Here is an 18,619-nt window from a genome sequence, read left to right as displayed (position 1 = left end):
CTTTCCTCCTATACTGAACATACTAAGCACTCATTATTTTCTCTAGTCATTTTAGTTCTTGTGTAATATAAACTTTTAACACCTTTTTTATATCCATATATATATAACTTAGCTATATCCCTAGTCGTTTTATCATCTGTAACAAATAACGTTGTAGATATTCCTTGATCAATATGTTCTTGCACAGTTGATACTATATCTATAACCTTTCTCATATCCATTCTATACGCTGATTGATAGTACAACATGTTTTCATTAGTTAAAAATGGCATTGGATAAATAGTAGTTGAATCTCCATAAGTCCTTACTTCAACAACATCTGTAATAGGCATTATACTTGATGTTGCATTTTGTACATAACTAATACTTTGAGTTGGTGCTATTGCTGTCAAATAGGCATTATATATACCATTTACTTTTACTTTATCTAATAAATTAGACCAATCTTTTCTTGTAGGTATGTATATTCCTTCAAATAATTTTTTCACTTTATCGTACTTTGGTAAATAAGAATTTGTATAATACTTTGACAATACCTCACTATCTTTACCCTTAGCATATTCTGATTTTTCGAATCCTTCAAATGTCTTATTTTTTTCTATTGCTATTTTCATAGATGACTTAATTGCATAATATCTAATCATTGCAAAAAATACATTACAAAAATCTATTGCTTCATCACTTGTATATAATATATCTTCCCTTACTAGGTACCCATGTAAATTCATTGCACCTAGGCCTATAGAATGTGATTTTTCATTTCCTATCTTTACAGTTGGAACTTGTTTTATATCTGTATTATCCGATACAAATGATAGAGCATATATTGCTGTTTCAACTGTATTTTCTATATCTTTATTATCCATAACATTTGCTATATTTAATGAACCTAAGTTGCAACTTATATCTTGCCCCCAAATATTTTCACCAGTATATCCTTCTATTTGTGAAGATTTTTGATACTGTAGAATTTCACAACATAAGTTAGACATTTTTATATTTCCAACATCTTTTAATAAATGCTCTCTGTTAGCTGTATCTATAAATAACACATAAGGATATCCACTTTCTTGTTGCATTTGAGCTATTTTAGTTAACATCTTTCTTGGATTTATTGTTTTCTTTTTTATATCATTATCTTGTGATAATTTATCATACCAATAATCCATACTTATATCATCTAAATTAACTTTATATTTTTTATATACTGAGTTAGGATAAAATGCATAAGCTTCTTCATTTTTTTCTGCAAGTTCCATAAATTTATCAGGTATAATAGCTCCTAAAGATAAACTAGCTAACCTAATTTTTTCATCTGCATTTATCTTTTTAGTATCTAAAAAGTTTTCAAAGTCAGGATGAAAAACTGATAAATATACAGCACCAGAACCTTGTCTTGCACCCATTTGGTTAAAGTAACTAAAAGATTGTTCTAACATCTTTGCAACACCTATAACTCCACCTGCAACGCCCTCTATATCTTTTATAGACTCACCTTTAGCTCTAAGTTTTGATAAATTTAAAGCTACTCCTCCACCTATTTTAGATAAATGATTTGCTGAAGATACTGCATAAGATATACCTTCTGTGCTATCTTCTACTGATAGTAAGAAGCACGACACCATTTCTCCAGCTCTCTTTCTTCCTGCATTCAAAAATGTCGGTGTTGCTGGTTGGAATTCTTGTTTTACTAATTTATCAGCTAAACTTAACGCTCTATTTTCATCTCCATTACCCAGTGCTAAAGATACTATTAACACTTTGTCATTATAACTTTCCAATATTTCTTTACCATCATTACTTTTTAGGGCATAGTTTTGATAAAACTTATTTGCACTCATATATGATTGAAATTTAAAATTATGCTTTTCTATAATTTTATATAATTGTTTGATAAAGTCTATATTATATTTATCTATTATATCCTTAGAATAATATTCTTTATTTATTAAGTAATCTAGTTTTTCTTCTATGCTACTAAACTGCTTTAACCTAGGGTATATATATTCTTTTATATATACCTCTAGTGCTTCTTTGTCCTTTTCTAATTGATACTTACCTTTAGCATCTTTTATAATAACTTGATTGTTAAGTTCTACCCAGTTCATCTTTATCACCTTTATCCAAAATATATAATCTATTTTTTAAAATAAAATCACAATATATAGATATCAATTTTATTTTAAACACCACATATTGTATATACACAAATATTCAAATATTTAAACTATTAATTTTTTATTTTACAAAATAAAATTTCATACAGCTAAACTATTATATATTAACGGAATAATTTATTTTATAAGGGTTAAAATATACCTAAATGACTTATTCTTAAAATGTAAAAGGAGTCTAAAATGAAAAAAATATATGTACTAATATCTATTTTATTAATTTCATTTATTATACAAAATCCCCCTATAGTCTTTGCAGAGCAATCATCTTCGGTTCCTCCAATGCTACAAAATTTAAAGGGTAAAGAAGAATTAGTTGGTTATTTTAATAAAATTAAAAGAATTAGATCAAATATAAATGCTATCGATATAAATACAGTTACAGCAAAAAATAAAGCAATTGAAATAAAAAATCAAATAAATTTTTATTTAACTCAAATATCAGAACTTGAAAATTCAATGTCAAACTAAAAAAACAGTATAGTAACTCTGAATCAAATTTGTTGGTTATAGAACAGATCAAATTATTACTAGATACTTATAAAATGAGTTTAAATCAACAATTATCATTATTAAATGCACTTTTAAATAATAATATGGATGCCTCTAAGCTTTTTTATTCTGACTATTTAACTTATATATACTATTATTTAAATCTTGGAGATCAAATGATGTCTTATATAAATATCTTCTATAATCTATAATATTTTAAAAATAAAAAATACTCATATAATATGAGTATTTTTTACGTTTAATGAATAAGCTAAAGTCATATATTTTATTGTTTATAGTGATATATAACCCCACAAGCCCATCTAGATCCTGAATTTCCTGCAGGCTGTGAAGTAAAATCATCATATCCTTCATGAAGTATAAAGGATTTACCTATAACCTCATTTACCGTAAATCTATTAGTAAACACTGAAAGTATACCTATCCCATCAGAAGATAATATTGGAGGTAAGTCCCCTGCATGCATAGGATGAGAAACGTTGGTAGGATTATAATGAGATTTTGCTCCTGCAAATGGATTTTTTTCGTTTCCAACAGAACAATCTCCTACTTCATGAATATGGAATCCATGGAATGAACTAGACTCATTATTTATATTAGGAATCCCTGTTATATATGCTTTTATATATACTCCTTCATCTAACTGATATAGATATATTGTTCCTTTTATACACGGAGCTAAAAGACCACCTTTTATTTGAGCATATGCATCTGGCTTAGATTGATTGTATTCAGAAAAAATTTTCTGTATATCATAATTCAGACAAGATTTATCCATAATATACCCCCTTATAATATAATTAATCTCTCTATTTATATTCTATGATTCACACTAAAAAGTGTTATTCTATGAAGCCTTTCTAACTTCTACTTTTTCTCTCAAGTTTTTATAATATGTTCTAAATAAAGAAGAAACAACAATAACTCCAAGAGCAATGGATCCACTTGATAGTAAAACATTAGTACCTGTTGTAAGAGCTAAATGGAAATCACCTTCCATAAGATAATACATTGTATTATATAACCCAATACCTGGAATTAACGTTATTATACCTGGAACAACAAATAATATAGTAGGCTTTTTAATTTTCCTTGCTAATATTTCACAAATTAATGCTGCAACAGATGCTGCTATAAAGTTAGAACTAATCATATCAAAATTAATTCTCATTAAAAGTATATATATAGTCCATGATGTCATTCCCACAGCGCCAGATACATATAAAGTTTTTTTAGGCGAATTTAAAAATACTGCGAAACCAACTGCTGCTAGATATGAAAATATTATGTGTATATAAATTGGCATCCAAATCATTATAGCATTCCTCCCCATTTAACATATATATTCATTGCCATACCAACACCTACTGCAATTCCAGTTGCAATAATACCTGCATCAATTGCTCGTCCAACCCCTGACATTAACTCTCCAGATACTAAATCTCTTATAGCTTTTATAAATGGTACTCCTGGCAAAAGTGGCATTATAGAACCTACAATTAACATCTTCGGAGTTTCTAATATTCCAAGTTCTACAAGACCTACACCACAAAACCCTATTATTAATGATGAAACCATAGTTGCAAAAACTGGTATATTACTTACTTGCTTAACTTTATCATATATAATCATTGCCATTACTGATGTTATAAGAGTAAGCATAAATGTTATTAGATTATCTCCTCCAACTAGCACCGCAAAGCTAGAGGAACCTATAGCCGTCCATATATTTATAGCAATTTGTGAGTGAGGTGGTTTCTCCTCTAAGTTTTTTAACTCTTCTATTGCATCATCAATTGACATATCTATTTCACTAACAAATTTTCTTGAAAAATCATTTAATAAATCAATCTTATTTAAGTTTATGCATCTGTTTTCTATTACTTTCATAAACGTATATCCATCAAATCGATCATCTGATACTATTATTGTGTTTGGCGCCATAAATACATTTATATGATAAAATCCTCTTGATTTACAAATTCGTTTTACTGTATCATCTACTCTAAAAGTTTCTGCTCCATTAGTGAGCATTAATTGGCCTATAAATGTAGCTAATCTCAAAACATCTTTTTTATATTTATGGTTATGTTTTTCTTCCATAAGCTCCCCCTAACTTAATTATTATTTTAGTCAGAAATAAATTATATCATCTCAACTCAAATGTATAAAGTTTATTTTTATTAAAAGCATAAAAAATGATATATTTAAATTATTTTTAAATTTAACCTATCATAACTTTTACCATATAAAAACACTCATATCAAAAATTGATATGAGCGTTTTTAATTATATTATTACTTCATTATAATTTTACATCTACCTAAAAGCAAAATAAATGCTGCTGCGGAAATCTAACTAATATCGAATGTTCTTTTTTTACTCTCGATTCTTTTTTTTCTACTTCTATTTGAATCTGTGTATAATCATCATTTGCAATGTAATATGTATAGCTAAATGGATTTTCAACTTTATGATTTATTTTAAATTTAAATACATTATCTATATCATTATATAAATTTATATTTTCTTCTGTTATGACTTCTATATTGTGTGTTCTTATCCCTATATACTGAATATCTTCTTCTATAGGTATATTAAGTGTACAATTACATCCCCAATCTAATGCATGGACGATATTCGCTCCTATTTTTTTCGCTATAGAAATATTTTTACACCCTGTTATTTTAGCTTCAACTAATGAGCTCGGCATTTCAAATAGTTCATTTTTATTTCTTTTAGATTTCCCAACCCCTTTATCGTAAACAACAATATCATCACATACTCTATACGCTTCATCTATATCATGAGTTACAAATATAACCTCGCCTTTGTAATCTTTTAATATATTTGTTAACTCTTTTTCCATATTAATTCTCAAATGATGGTCTAGAGCAGAAAATGGTTCATCTAAAAGCAATATATCAGGTGATGTAGCTAAAGCTCTAGCTAACGCAACCCTCTGCTGTTGACCACCTGATAGTTGCCATGGATATCTTTTTTCTAGTCCATTTAAACATAGCCTATCTATATACTCTCTAGATATCTTATTCCTTTCTTCTTTATTAAAAGATGATAGAGATAACTCTATATTTTGAGTTACTGTCATATGAGGAAATAAAGCATAATTTTGAAATAAAAATCCTACCTTTCTTTCTTGAGTTGATAAATTTATTTTTTTATCAGAATCAAATAAAACTCTATCATTTAATATTATTTTCCCTTTAGTAGGCTTTTCTAATCCTGCTATACATTTTAATGTCATACTTTTTCCAGACCCTGATTCGCCTAAAAATCCTAATATTTTCTCCTTTGACTCTAACTTTACATTTAAGTTAAATGATGATAAATCTTTTTCTATATCTATATATAAGCTCATCTATTTCCACCTTTTCCCTATAATTCTTTGCTGAACCTCTGACCAATAATTAAGTATTAAAATCATACATATAGATATAAATGTTATGATTAAAACCCACATTATAGCTTTTGTCATATCTCCACCTTCTACCGCAAAAAATATTGCTACAGGCATAGTCTGTGTTCTTCCAGGAATGTTTCCAGCTATCATTAATGTTGCTCCAAATTCTCCAAGCGCTCTAGCAAATGATAGTACAATACCTGCTATAATCCCTGGCCAAGCTAGAGGAATAGCTATTTTATAAAATATTTTCCACTCACTAAGACCTAATGTTCTTGCAGCACTTATCATATTAACATCTATTTGTTCAAAAGCTGCTCTTGAGGTTCTATACATCATAGGAAATGCCACTACTATTGCAGATATTACAGTAGCCCACCAACTAAATATAATGGTTACATCAAATTGCAATAGAAACTTACCTACTACTCCATTTTTACCAACTACCAACAAAAGAAAAAATCCTACAACAGTAGGAGGAAGAACTAATGGCAAAGTGAGTAGGCCATCTATTAAGCCCTTATATTTTCCTTTATAGTTTGACATAAAGTAAGATGCTATAATTCCTATAACAAACGTTATAAACGTTGCTAAAAAAGCTGTTTTCAAAGATATTATCAACGGTGACCAATCAACATTCACATTAACTCCTCCACAAATATTATATATATTAATTTAAAACCTTAAATTTTCACGATATAGTGACTTATAATTTTTAATAATAATTACAAAATCCATCATTAAAACTATTTGAGTTGTTTTAATATCTATTATCTATTTTGCATTTTTGTATCCAAAATCTTTTAATATATCTTGTCCTTTATCACTAAGTAAAAATTCCTCAAACTTTTTAGCTTCATCAACTTCTTTACTATCTTTTATAACTGCTATTGGATATATTATTGGGCTATGCGTATCTTCCTTTGTCGTTTCTATTATTTTTATATCTTTAGAGTTTAATGCATCACTATAATATACAAATCCAACTTCAGCATTTTTAGATTGAGTCCAAGCTAAAACTTCTTTTACATCTTTTGCAAATACTAACTTATCATTAACTAAATTCTTTATATTTAAATTTGTTAATACTTCATCTGCATATTTACCCGCTGGCACACTTTCTGGTTCTCCTACAGCTACATGCTTAACTTTATCTGTATTTAAATCATCTATATTTTTTATATCAATATCTTTATTTGCAATAAGTACTAAATCATTTTTAACTAAATCTTTATATGTATCTTCTAATAATAAATTTTCATCATTTAATGTATCCATTTGTTTTTTACCTGCTGAAATAAATACATCACAAGGTGCACCTTGCTCTATTTGTTTTTGTAATGATCCTGAAGAACCATAGTTTATTATTAATTTTATATTTTTATTATCTTTACTGTACTCTTCTTCTATTTTAGCCATAGCTTCTTTTAAACTTGCTGCAGCTGATATATTAAGTTCTACTTTAGAAGTGTGTTTATTATCTTGTGATTCAACTTTAGACTTGCTACATCCTACTAAAGATAATGTTAAGGACAATATTACTCCCCATATTACAAATATTTTTTTCATACCCCTACCTCCAATATTATTTTAATTCTTTAATACTACGGTTTTTAGTTTTTATTTTTGTCATACTTTATGCTTGGGATTCAAATTAGATTAGATTAAATACATTTTGTTATGTTTCGTAATGTTTTGTAATGTTTTGTTTATTTTCATTATATATTCTTTAATTTTTAATCGCAATCGTTTTTTATATATAATTATAAAATAATTATTTAGTATATTTTTTTACATATATACATTTTAAATGATAAAATAATTTATAAGGGGGGGGATATTTTTATGAGTTCACTAACATCATTAACACCTGTTGAGGTAGCTGGATTATTAAAAATAACTAAAAATACTGTATATGAATTGATAAAAAGGGGTGAATTACCAGCCTATAAAGTTTGTAATAAAATTAGGGTTGATATTAAAGATGTTGAGTATTATATAAATTCTCAAAAAAATACTACTATATCTTCTCCAATTGCTAATGTTACTAGTAATACTAAACAAGATATTATTATAAGTGGACAGGATGTTCTTTTAGATATATTAGGAAACTATATTGAAAAAAAGATAAAATCGATAAAAATATTACGTTTACATATTGGTAGCTACAATGGATTATTTAACTTATATAATAATCAAGTTTCTATATCATCATGTCATCTATGGGATGGCGAAACTGACAGCTACAATACACCTTTTGTAAAAAAGCTATTGCCTGGGATACCATGCATTCTAATAAATTTAGCCTATAGAAAACAAGGATTTTATGTGCAAAGAGGAAATCCTAAAAATATAAATACTTGGAATGATTTAATAAATCCTAAGATAACTTTAGTTAATAGAGAAAAAGGATCTGGTACACGTATATTATTAGACGAAAAGCTTAAATCATTAAATATTTATCCTAAAAATATATTAGGGTATGATTATGAAGAATCATCTCATCTTAGTGTTGCTAGTGCAGTATCTAGAGGAAAAGCAGATGTCGGGTTAGGTAATGAAAATGCTTCTTTGCAAGTTAGTAATATTGACTTTATTCCTCTACAAAAAGAGCGCTATGATTTAGTTATAAAAAAGGATTCCTTATCAAATCCTGTTTATCAAGAAATTATAAATATAATTAAATCTGATGACTTCAAGTCAGAGTTAGAAGGTATTGGAGGTTATGATTTAAGAGATACAGGCAAAATAATTGATGAATGTTAATAGTGTATAACCTTTAACGTATAATATATTGTAAAAATTATAAAAAATGCATTTAAAATATAATCTTTATATATTTTAAATGCATTTTTATTTCATATTTTTAATTAATATTATTTTTTCTAGGAATATTGATTATAATAAGCGCCATAATAGATGATACAAATAATATAACATAGAGTAAAATTCCACTGTCAGAAGTTTTAGGATTACTTGATTCTCCTTTAACTGATTCTTTTGATTGATTATTAGACTTTTTTATATTATTTTGATTACTATTTTTATCTTTAGTTATATCTTTTACTATTACATTATTTTTATTATTCGAAGTTTTATTTTCATCTAATTCCGGTTTATTTATTTCTACATCTGGAGTTTTATTTTCTTCTACTGTTGGCTTGTTTGCTTCCCCACCTGGAGTCTTATTTTCTTCTACCTTTGGCTTATATTTGTTTCTCTGCTTGAAGAGTTACTACCACTGCCTCCCGATGGATACTTTTCTTGTATTTTATTACTAACAGTTTTAGTTAATATTTCTTCATTATTTTCTATTTTAAAATCATAAAAATTTGAATCAATTGCATATCCTATAGGAGCCTTAATTTCTCTGTAATAATAACTTCCATAATTTATATTATTAAATATAGCTTTTCCATTCTCATCAGTTTTAGATCTTGCTATTTCTTTTTTATTTTTATCAAATATTGCAAATTCTGCACCTTGTAATACTTTAGTCATTTATCTAATTTTAAATTTCATTAAAATTCATATGATTCACTATGATGTATATTTAAATAAAAAAAGATAATATCATAAATTTATGATATTACCTTTTTTATTTATCTTTTTTAAATTCATTAATTAAAAATATACAAACTATAGTCATTGCACCTAAATCAGCAATAGGTTGAGCTGCCCAGACGCCATTCAATCCATATAGCTTAGGAACAATAGAAATAACGGGGATAAGAATTATTACTTGTCTTAATAAGCTTAATAACATCGATATCTTTGCACTTCCAATAGATTGAAAATACATAGAACCTAAAATTGAGATACCTATCGCTGGTAATGCAAATGTATAAATTTTTATACCATCAATAGCAAGTTCTAAAAGTTCACTGTTATTAGTAAATATGCCAATTAGTTCCTGTGGGAATAGTCTTATAATAATAAAGCCAAATATTAAAATAGTAGTTCCAGATATCAAAAATATTATTAATGCTTTTTTGATATGTTCATACTCTTTAGCTCCATAGTTATAAGCAATGATAGTTTGCATACCTTGGCTCATTCCAAATACAGGCATTAAAAAAATTAAATATATAGATGTTATAGTAGTCATTGCACCTATTGCCAAGTCTCCACCATATATTTTTAAAACTCTATTAGTTACTAAGTGTATAGAACCAGCCGCAAGTTCCATAAAGAATGGAGTAAGTGACATTAACACTATAGCCTTTAAAAATTTCTTTTTTAATTTTATATTTTTTATCTTAAGTTTTAGGTTGGATCTCCCTAAAGTAAAATAATAAGTTGACCAAACACAAATTAAGCACTATTCATTGCAAACCCTAGTAAGTTAAACCAACATCCACTAAATATTATTCCCATATAATCTCTTGCGTATTTTATGGTTTCGCTACTTGCTCCAAACATATAAAGTATATCATCTAAAAAATTAATCCTACTATCATTATAGCTATAGCTACGTCTATTTATAATTCAACTGTGCTTCCTAATATCTTTTCAACCTCTTCTCTCTTGCCTTCTCCAAGTTTTAAAGAAGCTACCATCATAGCCATTATTGCAGGTATTGAATATTTTAATAGTAGCCTTTCTACCTTATCTTCTTTTAAATCACCTTTAATCTCCATAAATATTTTTTTATAAATTAATTTTTCTAAATTTCCCCACTAAATCTATCATATTTTTCAACTTAAATTTAATAAAAATATGTATAATCAATATGGTTATTCGATAATTTCAATTGTTAAATTTAATAGTAAATAAAAATATTTATTAATTTAATTTTTTTGTAATTATTTATTTTGGCATATTACTTGTAATATACGAATAAACATCATTAGGAGAAATATCCAAGATAATTGCAAATTCTTCATTTAATAATCTTTCAGCATCTTTCATAAAATCAAGATCTACTTGATAAGTTTTTTTACCTATTGATTGTAAGTATTCTTTATTTAAATAAATACATCTAATTAATTTTATTAACTCATTACAATCTCCACTCTTAAGCATTTCTTGGAATTGTGCTTTTCTTATTTTTTCATCTTCTTCCCATAAAATATTATTATTAGGAATGTCATTTATTATTGAAATAACTTCATCTTTAGATAGCACTCTTCTCATTGAAATTTTGATATTATCTACAGGAATTTTTATAATTGTATTATCTGAATATACAGGAGTTAATACGTAATACTCTTTTTTCATATTATTTATAAACTTTTCATTCGTTATATCAACAATTTTACATACTCCAGTCATACCATACATTACATAATCATTTACCTTAAACATCTAAAAGTTCACCATCCTTTATAATTTTAAATTTTGACTTTATTTAATAGTATATGCAATTACCCTATACGTTAATTTAAAGTTATTTTTTCCAACTAAGTTATTTAATATTAATCGTACATATAATATATAAGTTTTTATTGAAATAATATAGTTTTCTTAAGCATAAAAAAATAGTTTTGACAACTGGGCTTACGTTATCAAAACTACTCGCTGTATAATTATTTTAACATACTATAAACCATAAATGTAAGTAAAAGATTCATTATACTTTTATTATAATTTTAATTCAATTATTATATATTTTTATGCTTAATATAAATTTGTTTTTTCAGTTATAATTTTTTCAAAATAAGAACGTTTCTGCTCTATATCATTAATTATAATGGCTGCTAACTCATTCGGGTCTTCATTTATAGTAAACGTTGCTCCAACTTCTTTTTTAAGCCCTTTAGTTAGTATTTCAACTGCCTTTTTAGAACCTGTAACAGGAGGTGTTATACCTAAATATGTATCTATACCGGATGCTACAACATAAGTCCCTATAGCTACAGCTTTTTCAGACATCCATTCTGGAGCTATTCCTACTGCAGGTATATCACACATGTCAACATCTAAATATTTTGCACATTCTGAAACTATATCTACTATACGACTTATATCAACACAAGATCCCATATGAAGAACAGGTGGTATATCTACTAACTCACAAACTGTAGCTAATCCTTTACCACATAGTGATTTTGCGCTTTTATCCATTAAACCAAACTTAGCTGCTGCTTGTGCCCCACACCCTGTTGAAACTACTAATATATCATTTTTTATTAATTCCTTTATGATTGTTACGTGATTTTTATTTGTAACACTTTTAGCATTATTACACCCAACTACTGCTGCTACACCTCTTATTACCCCTGATTTTAAACAATCTATTAAAGGCTTTACAGTGCCTGTTTTGTCTATTTGAGAATTTACAACTCTATCTAATTGAGATAATATAGCATCTATACTATATCCTACGGTTGCAGATGACTTAAATTCAGGTATTAATACTTTTTCAGGTTTTCTATTTTTAAAATTAATTACTGCTTCTTTAACTATTTTTTTTGCATCTTTATACGCGTTTTCTTCGCTAAATTGCATATATGTTGATCCTGTTATTTTTGCCTTTGGAGATGTTGTTATAAATTTTGTATGATAGCAATCTGCCACATATGCTAGAGCTGGGAATATACATTGAACGTCAACTATCATAGCTTCTACAGCACCTGTTACTAATGCAAGTTCTTGCTGATGAAAATCTCCAGCTATTTTCACTCCATGTCTCATTGTAATTTCATTACCTGTGCAACACATTCCAGATAAATTTATTCCCTCTGCACCCATCTTTTTAGCTAGTGCTAATAATTCAGGATCTTCAGCCGCTAAAACTATCATTTCAGATAATGTTGGCTCATGACCATGTAGTATTATATTTACTTTACTTTCTTCTAAAACACCCAAATTAGCTTCCGTTTGCGTTGGTACTGGAGTACCAAACATTATATCACTAAATCTAGTTCCTATCATAGACCCTTGCCATCCATCTGCCATAGATGTTCTTAAAGATAAATTTATTAAACTATCTATATCAGCACTACATCCTACATGAGTAGAGTGCATTACTGTAGCTATTTCTCTATCTATTGCTCTTGGTTCTATACCAATATTTTTCCATATTTCTTGTCTAACTTTTGGAGCATTTTTTAGAAATATTGAAACACCATGTGGTTTTCCAAACTCCATTAATCCTATTTCAGCAACTTCATGAGCTATATCATATATATCTCTAGATTCAGTCTGTACATCCCAATCATTAGCAAGTTCTATTAATTTTTTCTCATCTCTTATTTTATAGTTTCCATCTCTACTACTTAATGCTAAGGTATGAGCTATATCTCTGGCATGATCAGAGTGAGCAGCAGTTCCACCAGCTACCATCCTAGCGAAGTTTCTACCTACTATAGTATGTTCATCTGCTCCACAAAGTCCTCTTGGAGTTTTTGGAGAGATTCTACATGGTCCCATACCACAAATTCTGCAACAAGTTCCTTGAAGGCCAAATCCACACTGTAATTTAAATCCATTTTTTCTATCATACATAGTTTCTACGCCATCTCTTTCAGCCTTTTCAATTAATATCTGGCTGTTTAAATCAATAGTCATTAGTTTTTTATCCATATTCTATTCCCCTTTATATTCAATTTAATGACCTATGATGCAGTTTAAATTTTGTCTATATATTTTTTGATAATATGTTCTTCACTTTGAATTGTATCAAATCTACTTTATTTTGGATAACAATGGTTTGTTGTATAATTGACAACTAATAGTAGTGATTTATTTTGTTTTTATATATTAAAAATAGAGCTATAATATCAATTATAAGTATATTTTTAACAAGAGGGGGATTATTGTGGATATCAAGACACTCAAGTATTTTTTGCAGATATGCAAAGATGGTAGTTTTTCTAAAGCATCTAAAAATCTTTATATTTCTCAACAAGGACTAAGTAAAGCTATAAGCAATTTAGAAAAAGAACTTAATGTTCCATTATTCAATAGAAATTCAAGCGGAAATGAGTTAACTAAGTATGGGGAGTATTTACAAAACAAAGCTGTTTCAATAGTTTATCAATTCGATATTTTAGACAAAGGAATAAAAAGTATGATTGAAGAAAATAAAGTTCACTTAAAAATAGGTGTTTCTTTTGGTGTTTTAAATGCTTTATCTATTGATATAATCAATGAATTTAGCAGTCTATACCCAGATATAGTGCTAAATATTAAAGAATATACAGATTTTAAATGCGAAGAGGCTGTTTTAAATAATAAAGTAGATTTAGGATTTGCTATTTCATATTTTGATGAAAGTTTATTTAATTCTCAATTTGTAAAATCAGAAAAACTATATGCTATTGTTAATAAAAATCATCATTTATGTAACCTAAAAGAAATGAAATTTGAAGACTTGAAAGATGAAAAAATAATAATAAATAGTAATCACTCAAAGTTGCGTCATAATTTTTTAATTAAATGTCTAGAAAATAAGTTTGACCCTAATATTTATATAGAAAGCGATGAAATGATTCTTATTCATGACTTGAGTAAACGTAATGAAGGTGTTGGAATTAGTATTGATTTTGCTCACACTCCAACTTGTAAAATAAGTTACATTCCTTTTGAAGATCCTACATTTACTTGGAATATAAGCATTATTACTAAAAAGAATAAGATTATAGATTCCAATTTGCAAGCATTTATTGATTATATTTTAGAAAAAACTAAAACAAATTAATTTTATTGTACATTAAACTAAAGGCCTTTAAGTTTAAGTAATTCTTACACCTCTTATTATAGGCAATTCTAATAGGTGTTTTACTGTAAAAAGCAAGCTGCATACAAAAGGATATGAATCCGTATGTATTATAAATATGATTTGTTGGGGTTCATATTTATATTTTAATTGTAACAAATGCTCTAATAAATGAAAAACACTTATTAGTTGTTAAATATACAACTAATAGGGATATAAATTTTTCAATAAAAAACACTTTAATTAATTATTTATTAAAGTGTTTTTTATTATAGGTAATATAATTTTCTATATATCCTCTAATTTAAATTTAATTTTAAATTCTATCCAGCCTTTATCTATATCTAGTTTAATTTCACCGTTCATTAATTCAACTAAAAGTTTTGTTATAGTAAGTCCAAGACCTGAGCTTTGATTGCTTCTTGAAACATTTTTCATATAAAATCTATCAAACAAAAACTTACCGTCTTCATTCTGTAAATTATCTGTATCATTAGCAAAAACTAAAATAACTTCTTTTCCTACTATTTCTAAAGATATTTTAAATCTACTCTTACCATACTTAATAGCATTTTGAATTAAATTAGCAAATACTCTTTCTATAGCATTTTTATCCAATTTAATATATATAGGTTTTTGTTCTAAACTTATATCAACATGAACACCTTTAGATTCAAAATCATTATAATATACCAGTACCTGCTCTCTAAGAATCATATTGATATCTATAATTTCTAAATCAAGATTATATTCATTATTTTCTAATCTAGATAAATCGTAAAAAACTTGGATTAAATTTTGTAAGCCCTTAGCTCTTCTTTCTACTACCGAAATATAGGCTTTCTTTTCCTCTTCAGAAGCATTTTCATCATTCATAAGCTCTAGATAACCTCTAATGGATGTTAATGGTGTTCTTAAGTCATGAGATATATTTTCTATTTCTTTTTTTATTTCTTCTTCTCTTCTTATAAATTTAATTTTCTCAAGTTGAGCTTTTTCTAAATATTTATTTATTTCACTTAATAATCTCTCAAAATTTTTATCTGGATGCTTGAATATCATCTTACGATTACTTTCTATATTTGCACAAATCTCATTAAGATTTTTTGTTGCATCATTAATATTTTTAGAAAGCAAGAAAAAGCGTGCAGAAAAATACACGCTTGGTATTAACAAAATAATTAAAATCCATTCCATTGTCTGCACACTCCTTTTAATCTATTTAATCTCCCTCTTTTTAAATAATACAAGTCCTAGTGTATAAAATATTATAGTTCCTATAATACCTACTATAAAGCATTTTATAAATACATCTTGATTGTTCCAACTCATAAATACACTTACACTTCCTTTATGATAAGTATACGTACTCATAATATTAATTGGCATACAACTAGCTATTTTATCAAAAGCTACGATTTTTCTTCCTAGCATTGATAAAATTTTAGGTACTACCATCATTATTATTATCCAAGTAGTCCATACTGATATTTCATTTTCCAATATAAAATATAGACAATGTGCCAAAATAACACCAACTAAAAATAACGGAATACATGCTACTATAGCTCTAATTAAGTAATTAAAATGTAAAATACCACTATCTTCAAGCATAATATATGCACTTATAATATATGACGCACTAATTAATACTAAATTTATTGTGCCTATAACAATTTCCACTAAAAATTTACTAAAGTATATTTGGCTTCTTGAAATTCCATAAGAAATAGAATTTTTAAGCGTATTATGTTTAAACTCTTGACTGCACATTAATGAAACAAATAATAAACATATTATCATTATAGGAGTCATAGATGCATAGAAACTACTGAATGAAAAAGCTGTATTTGCATATCTAAAACTAGCATCATTATTTCCAAATGTACCTAAAACTATATTTAAAAAGCATGCAAATGCCATAAATCCAAATAAAAATATATAATTACCTTTTGAGTTTATATTTCTATAAAATTCACTTTTTATATAATTAAGCATTTTCAACCACCCCAATCAAAGACATATAATAATTTTCAAGGTTTATACTTTTTTCATCTAATGCAAGTAAACCTATTTTATTAGAAATTGTAAGTTCGCTTATTTCCTCAGGTGATCTATTAATATCAAATACCTGTATTATATTATCTGCTAAAACTTTAAGCTCTTTATACCCTAATTTTTGTTCTAAAAGTGCAGATAATTTATTAGCATCAGTTGCTTTTACTTCTAAAAAACTTTGACATTTTTTCTCAAGCTCTTTAGCTGATAGCTCCTCCACTAATCTACCTTTATTTAAAAAACCATAACAAGTTGCAATATTTGCTAGTTCAGTTAATATATGACTTGAAATTAAAATGGTAATGTTTTTTTCTTTATTTAATTTCAATAATAAATTTCTAATATCAATAATTCCTGATGGATCTAATCCATTAATAGGCTCATCAAGTATTAATAAATCTGGCTCATTCATCATTGCAAGTGCTAGTCCTAATCTTTGCTTCATCCCTAAAGATAAATCTTCAAATCTTTTCTTCTTTGCATCATATAATCCTACTTCTTTAAGTACTTTATCGATTTTCTCTTTACTTGGAATACCTCTTTGCAAGCGATAATACTCCATGTTCTTAAAAACTGTAAGTTTTGGGTAAAAACTTGGTGTTTCTATAATTGCACCTGTTCTTTTTCTAACAAAACTTAAATCTTTTTCTGATGATTTAGAAAATAATTCAAAACTTCCGTTACTTAGTTGAGACTGACCAGTCAATATTTTAAGTAATGTGGTTTTACCTGCACCATTATTTCCTACTAAACCATATATATCACCTTGATTTACAGTGATGCCTACATCTACTAAGGCATCACAGTTTTTATATGATTTTGATAACTTATATGTCTTTATAACTTCCTTCATTTTAATCTCCCTTCTTATTTTTTTGTTATTAATAAAACTTACAATAACAATTATATTTAAAAATTTTTAATAAAGATTTAAGAAAGTTTAAAGAAAGTTTAAAGATTTTTATTTATTGTTTAATTTAAATCCAATTCCCCAAACTGTTTTTATATATTCTTCATCTTTTTCGATATTTTTAATTTTCTTTCTAATATTACTTATGTGTACATTTACAGAATTATCTTCTCCATAATATCCATTTTTCCATACCTGTTCATATAACGATTCCCTTGAATATACTTTATTTGGATTTTTAAGTAAAATACACAATATGTCAAATTCATGTCCCGTTAAATATATCTCTCGCCCATTAACTTTAACTTGTCTTGCATCTTCATATAATAATAAGCTTTTAAATTTATGTACTTTGTTTTCTTTTTGCTTATCTCCAAATTTTTTATATCTTCTTATATGAGAATTCACCCTTGCTAAAATTTCTTCAGATTCAAATGGCTTTGTAACATAATCATCTGCCCCTATATTTAAAACTTTAATTTTATCTTCAAGAGATGTTTTTGCTGATATCACAATTATTGGGATTTCTTTTTGTTTTCTTATATTAGCTATTAATTCCTCTCCTGTTATTCCAGGTAACATTAAATCAAGTAAAATTATATCAAATTCTGATATAGATAATTGTAAACCTGCTTCACTTCCTGAAAAAGCCTGCGTTACTTTATACTCATGTTTTTTCAAAGTTTTTGCTAGCAGATTATTTATATCAACATCATCTTCTATTATTAAAATGTGTTCTTTATTCATAATCCCCTCCATAAATCATACATTATTTTTCATTTTTATAATAACATAGTTTATAACTTAAATATAAAAATCTTCTATGTTTTTACCTATAAACTTAATCAAATAAATTCTCTCTGTAAACTTTTATCTCTATT

Annotated in this window: 19 protein-coding genes; 3 read left to right on the top strand and 16 right to left on the bottom strand. The window is 26.8% G+C overall.

All coding sequences use genetic code 11. The features are described 5' to 3' along the window. Window positions 1-8: 8 nt before the first annotated feature. Window positions 9-2,108, bottom strand: coding sequence for a class 1b ribonucleoside-diphosphate reductase subunit alpha (nrdE, locus tag NWE74_RS17735; protein WP_258244296.1), 2,100 nt, complete (start codon window positions 2,106-2,108; stop codon window positions 9-11). Between the two features lie 249 nt (window positions 2,109-2,357). Here nrdE and NWE74_RS17730 point away from each other — a divergent pair, with 249 nt between their 5' ends. Continuing rightward, window positions 2,358-2,645, top strand: coding sequence for a hypothetical protein (locus tag NWE74_RS17730; RefSeq protein ID WP_258244295.1), 288 nt, complete (start codon window positions 2,358-2,360; stop codon window positions 2,643-2,645). Window positions 2,646-2,952: 307 nt separating this feature from the next. Here NWE74_RS17730 and NWE74_RS17725 read toward each other — a convergent pair whose 3' ends face one another. The 6 genes from NWE74_RS17725 to modA all read right to left on the bottom strand — a co-directional run bounded on the left by NWE74_RS17725 (window position 2,953) and on the right by modA (window position 7,677). Then, the gene (locus NWE74_RS17725) at window positions 2,953-3,465 is read right to left on the bottom strand and encodes a superoxide dismutase family protein (RefSeq protein ID WP_258244294.1); all 513 of its coding nucleotides are present in this window, start codon (window positions 3,463-3,465) and stop codon (window positions 2,953-2,955) included. 69 nt (window positions 3,466-3,534) lie between these two features. Next, complete coding sequence (locus NWE74_RS17720) at window positions 3,535-4,002, bottom strand: threonine/serine exporter family protein (protein ID WP_258244293.1); 468 nt, start codon at window positions 4,000-4,002, stop codon at window positions 3,535-3,537. Beyond that, entirely contained in the window at window positions 4,002-4,790 is a 789-nt protein-coding gene (locus tag NWE74_RS17715; protein ID WP_258244292.1) for a threonine/serine ThrE exporter family protein, read from the bottom strand. Before NWE74_RS17715 ends, NWE74_RS17720 begins: the two co-directional genes overlap by 1 nt. 220 nt (window positions 4,791-5,010) lie before the next feature. Next, window positions 5,011-6,066, bottom strand: a complete 1,056-nt coding sequence (locus tag NWE74_RS17710; protein ID WP_258244291.1) for a sulfate/molybdate ABC transporter ATP-binding protein — start codon at window positions 6,064-6,066, stop codon at window positions 5,011-5,013. Continuing rightward, the gene (modB, locus tag NWE74_RS17705; RefSeq protein ID WP_258244290.1) at window positions 6,067-6,750 is read right to left on the bottom strand and encodes a molybdate ABC transporter permease subunit; all 684 of its coding nucleotides are present in this window, start codon (window positions 6,748-6,750) and stop codon (window positions 6,067-6,069) included. 132 nt (window positions 6,751-6,882) lie between these two features. Continuing rightward, window positions 6,883-7,677: a molybdate ABC transporter substrate-binding protein gene (gene modA, locus NWE74_RS17700; protein WP_258244289.1), complete on the bottom strand. Its 795-nt coding sequence runs from the start codon at window positions 7,675-7,677 to the stop codon at window positions 6,883-6,885. 276 nt (window positions 7,678-7,953) lie between these two features. Here modA and NWE74_RS17695 point away from each other — a divergent pair, with 276 nt between their 5' ends. Then, window positions 7,954-8,874, top strand: coding sequence for a helix-turn-helix transcriptional regulator (locus NWE74_RS17695; RefSeq protein ID WP_258244288.1), 921 nt, complete (start codon window positions 7,954-7,956; stop codon window positions 8,872-8,874). A gap of 429 nt (window positions 8,875-9,303) precedes the next feature. On the opposite strand, the gene NWE74_RS17690 is transcribed toward NWE74_RS17695, so the two are convergent. The 5 genes from NWE74_RS17690 to cooS all read right to left on the bottom strand — a co-directional run bounded on the left by NWE74_RS17690 (window position 9,304) and on the right by cooS (window position 13,635). Continuing rightward, a complete protein-coding gene (locus NWE74_RS17690; RefSeq protein WP_258244287.1) occupies window positions 9,304-9,609 on the bottom strand; it encodes an MSCRAMM family protein in 306 nt (101 codons plus the stop codon). Between the two features lie 97 nt (window positions 9,610-9,706). After that, window positions 9,707-10,318 (bottom strand): MATE family efflux transporter, encoded by a 612-nt coding sequence (locus NWE74_RS19235; RefSeq protein ID WP_330666420.1) that lies wholly within the window; start codon window positions 10,316-10,318, stop codon window positions 9,707-9,709. A 271-nt stretch (window positions 10,319-10,589) separates the two neighbouring features. Next, window positions 10,590-10,748 (bottom strand): hypothetical protein, encoded by a 159-nt coding sequence (locus NWE74_RS19230; protein WP_330666419.1) that lies wholly within the window; start codon window positions 10,746-10,748, stop codon window positions 10,590-10,592. 169 nt (window positions 10,749-10,917) lie between these two features. Then, window positions 10,918-11,415, bottom strand: a complete 498-nt coding sequence (locus NWE74_RS17680; RefSeq protein WP_258244286.1) for a CarD family transcriptional regulator — start codon at window positions 11,413-11,415, stop codon at window positions 10,918-10,920. Between the two features lie 312 nt (window positions 11,416-11,727). Further along, window positions 11,728-13,635, bottom strand: coding sequence for an anaerobic carbon-monoxide dehydrogenase catalytic subunit (gene cooS, locus NWE74_RS17675; RefSeq protein ID WP_258244285.1), 1,908 nt, complete (start codon window positions 13,633-13,635; stop codon window positions 11,728-11,730). 235 nt (window positions 13,636-13,870) lie between these two features. Here cooS and NWE74_RS17670 point away from each other — a divergent pair, with 235 nt between their 5' ends. Next, on the top strand, window positions 13,871-14,752 hold the full coding sequence (locus NWE74_RS17670) for a LysR family transcriptional regulator (protein ID WP_258244284.1): 882 nt from the start codon (window positions 13,871-13,873) through the stop codon (window positions 14,750-14,752). A 306-nt stretch (window positions 14,753-15,058) separates the two neighbouring features. Here NWE74_RS17670 and NWE74_RS17665 read toward each other — a convergent pair whose 3' ends face one another. The 4 genes from NWE74_RS17665 to NWE74_RS17650 form a co-directional block, all read right to left on the bottom strand. Continuing rightward, the gene (locus tag NWE74_RS17665; protein ID WP_258244283.1) at window positions 15,059-15,967 is read right to left on the bottom strand and encodes a sensor histidine kinase; all 909 of its coding nucleotides are present in this window, start codon (window positions 15,965-15,967) and stop codon (window positions 15,059-15,061) included. Window positions 15,968-15,988: 21 nt separating this feature from the next. Further along, window positions 15,989-16,768: an ABC transporter permease subunit gene (locus NWE74_RS17660; RefSeq protein ID WP_258244282.1), complete on the bottom strand. Its 780-nt coding sequence runs from the start codon at window positions 16,766-16,768 to the stop codon at window positions 15,989-15,991. Continuing rightward, a complete protein-coding gene (locus NWE74_RS17655) occupies window positions 16,761-17,681 on the bottom strand; it encodes an ATP-binding cassette domain-containing protein (RefSeq protein ID WP_258244281.1) in 921 nt (306 codons plus the stop codon). The genes NWE74_RS17660 and NWE74_RS17655 overlap by 8 nt, the downstream gene beginning before the upstream one ends. A gap of 108 nt (window positions 17,682-17,789) precedes the next feature. Further along, window positions 17,790-18,485, bottom strand: a complete 696-nt coding sequence (locus tag NWE74_RS17650) for a response regulator transcription factor (protein ID WP_258244280.1) — start codon at window positions 18,483-18,485, stop codon at window positions 17,790-17,792. Window positions 18,486-18,619 lie beyond the last annotated feature (134 nt).

This window comes from Romboutsia lituseburensis (genome assembly GCF_024723825.1).
Lineage (GTDB): Bacteria > Bacillota > Clostridia > Peptostreptococcales > Peptostreptococcaceae > Romboutsia_F > Romboutsia_F lituseburensis_A.
This window is presented reverse-complemented; position numbering and strand designations above follow the sequence as displayed.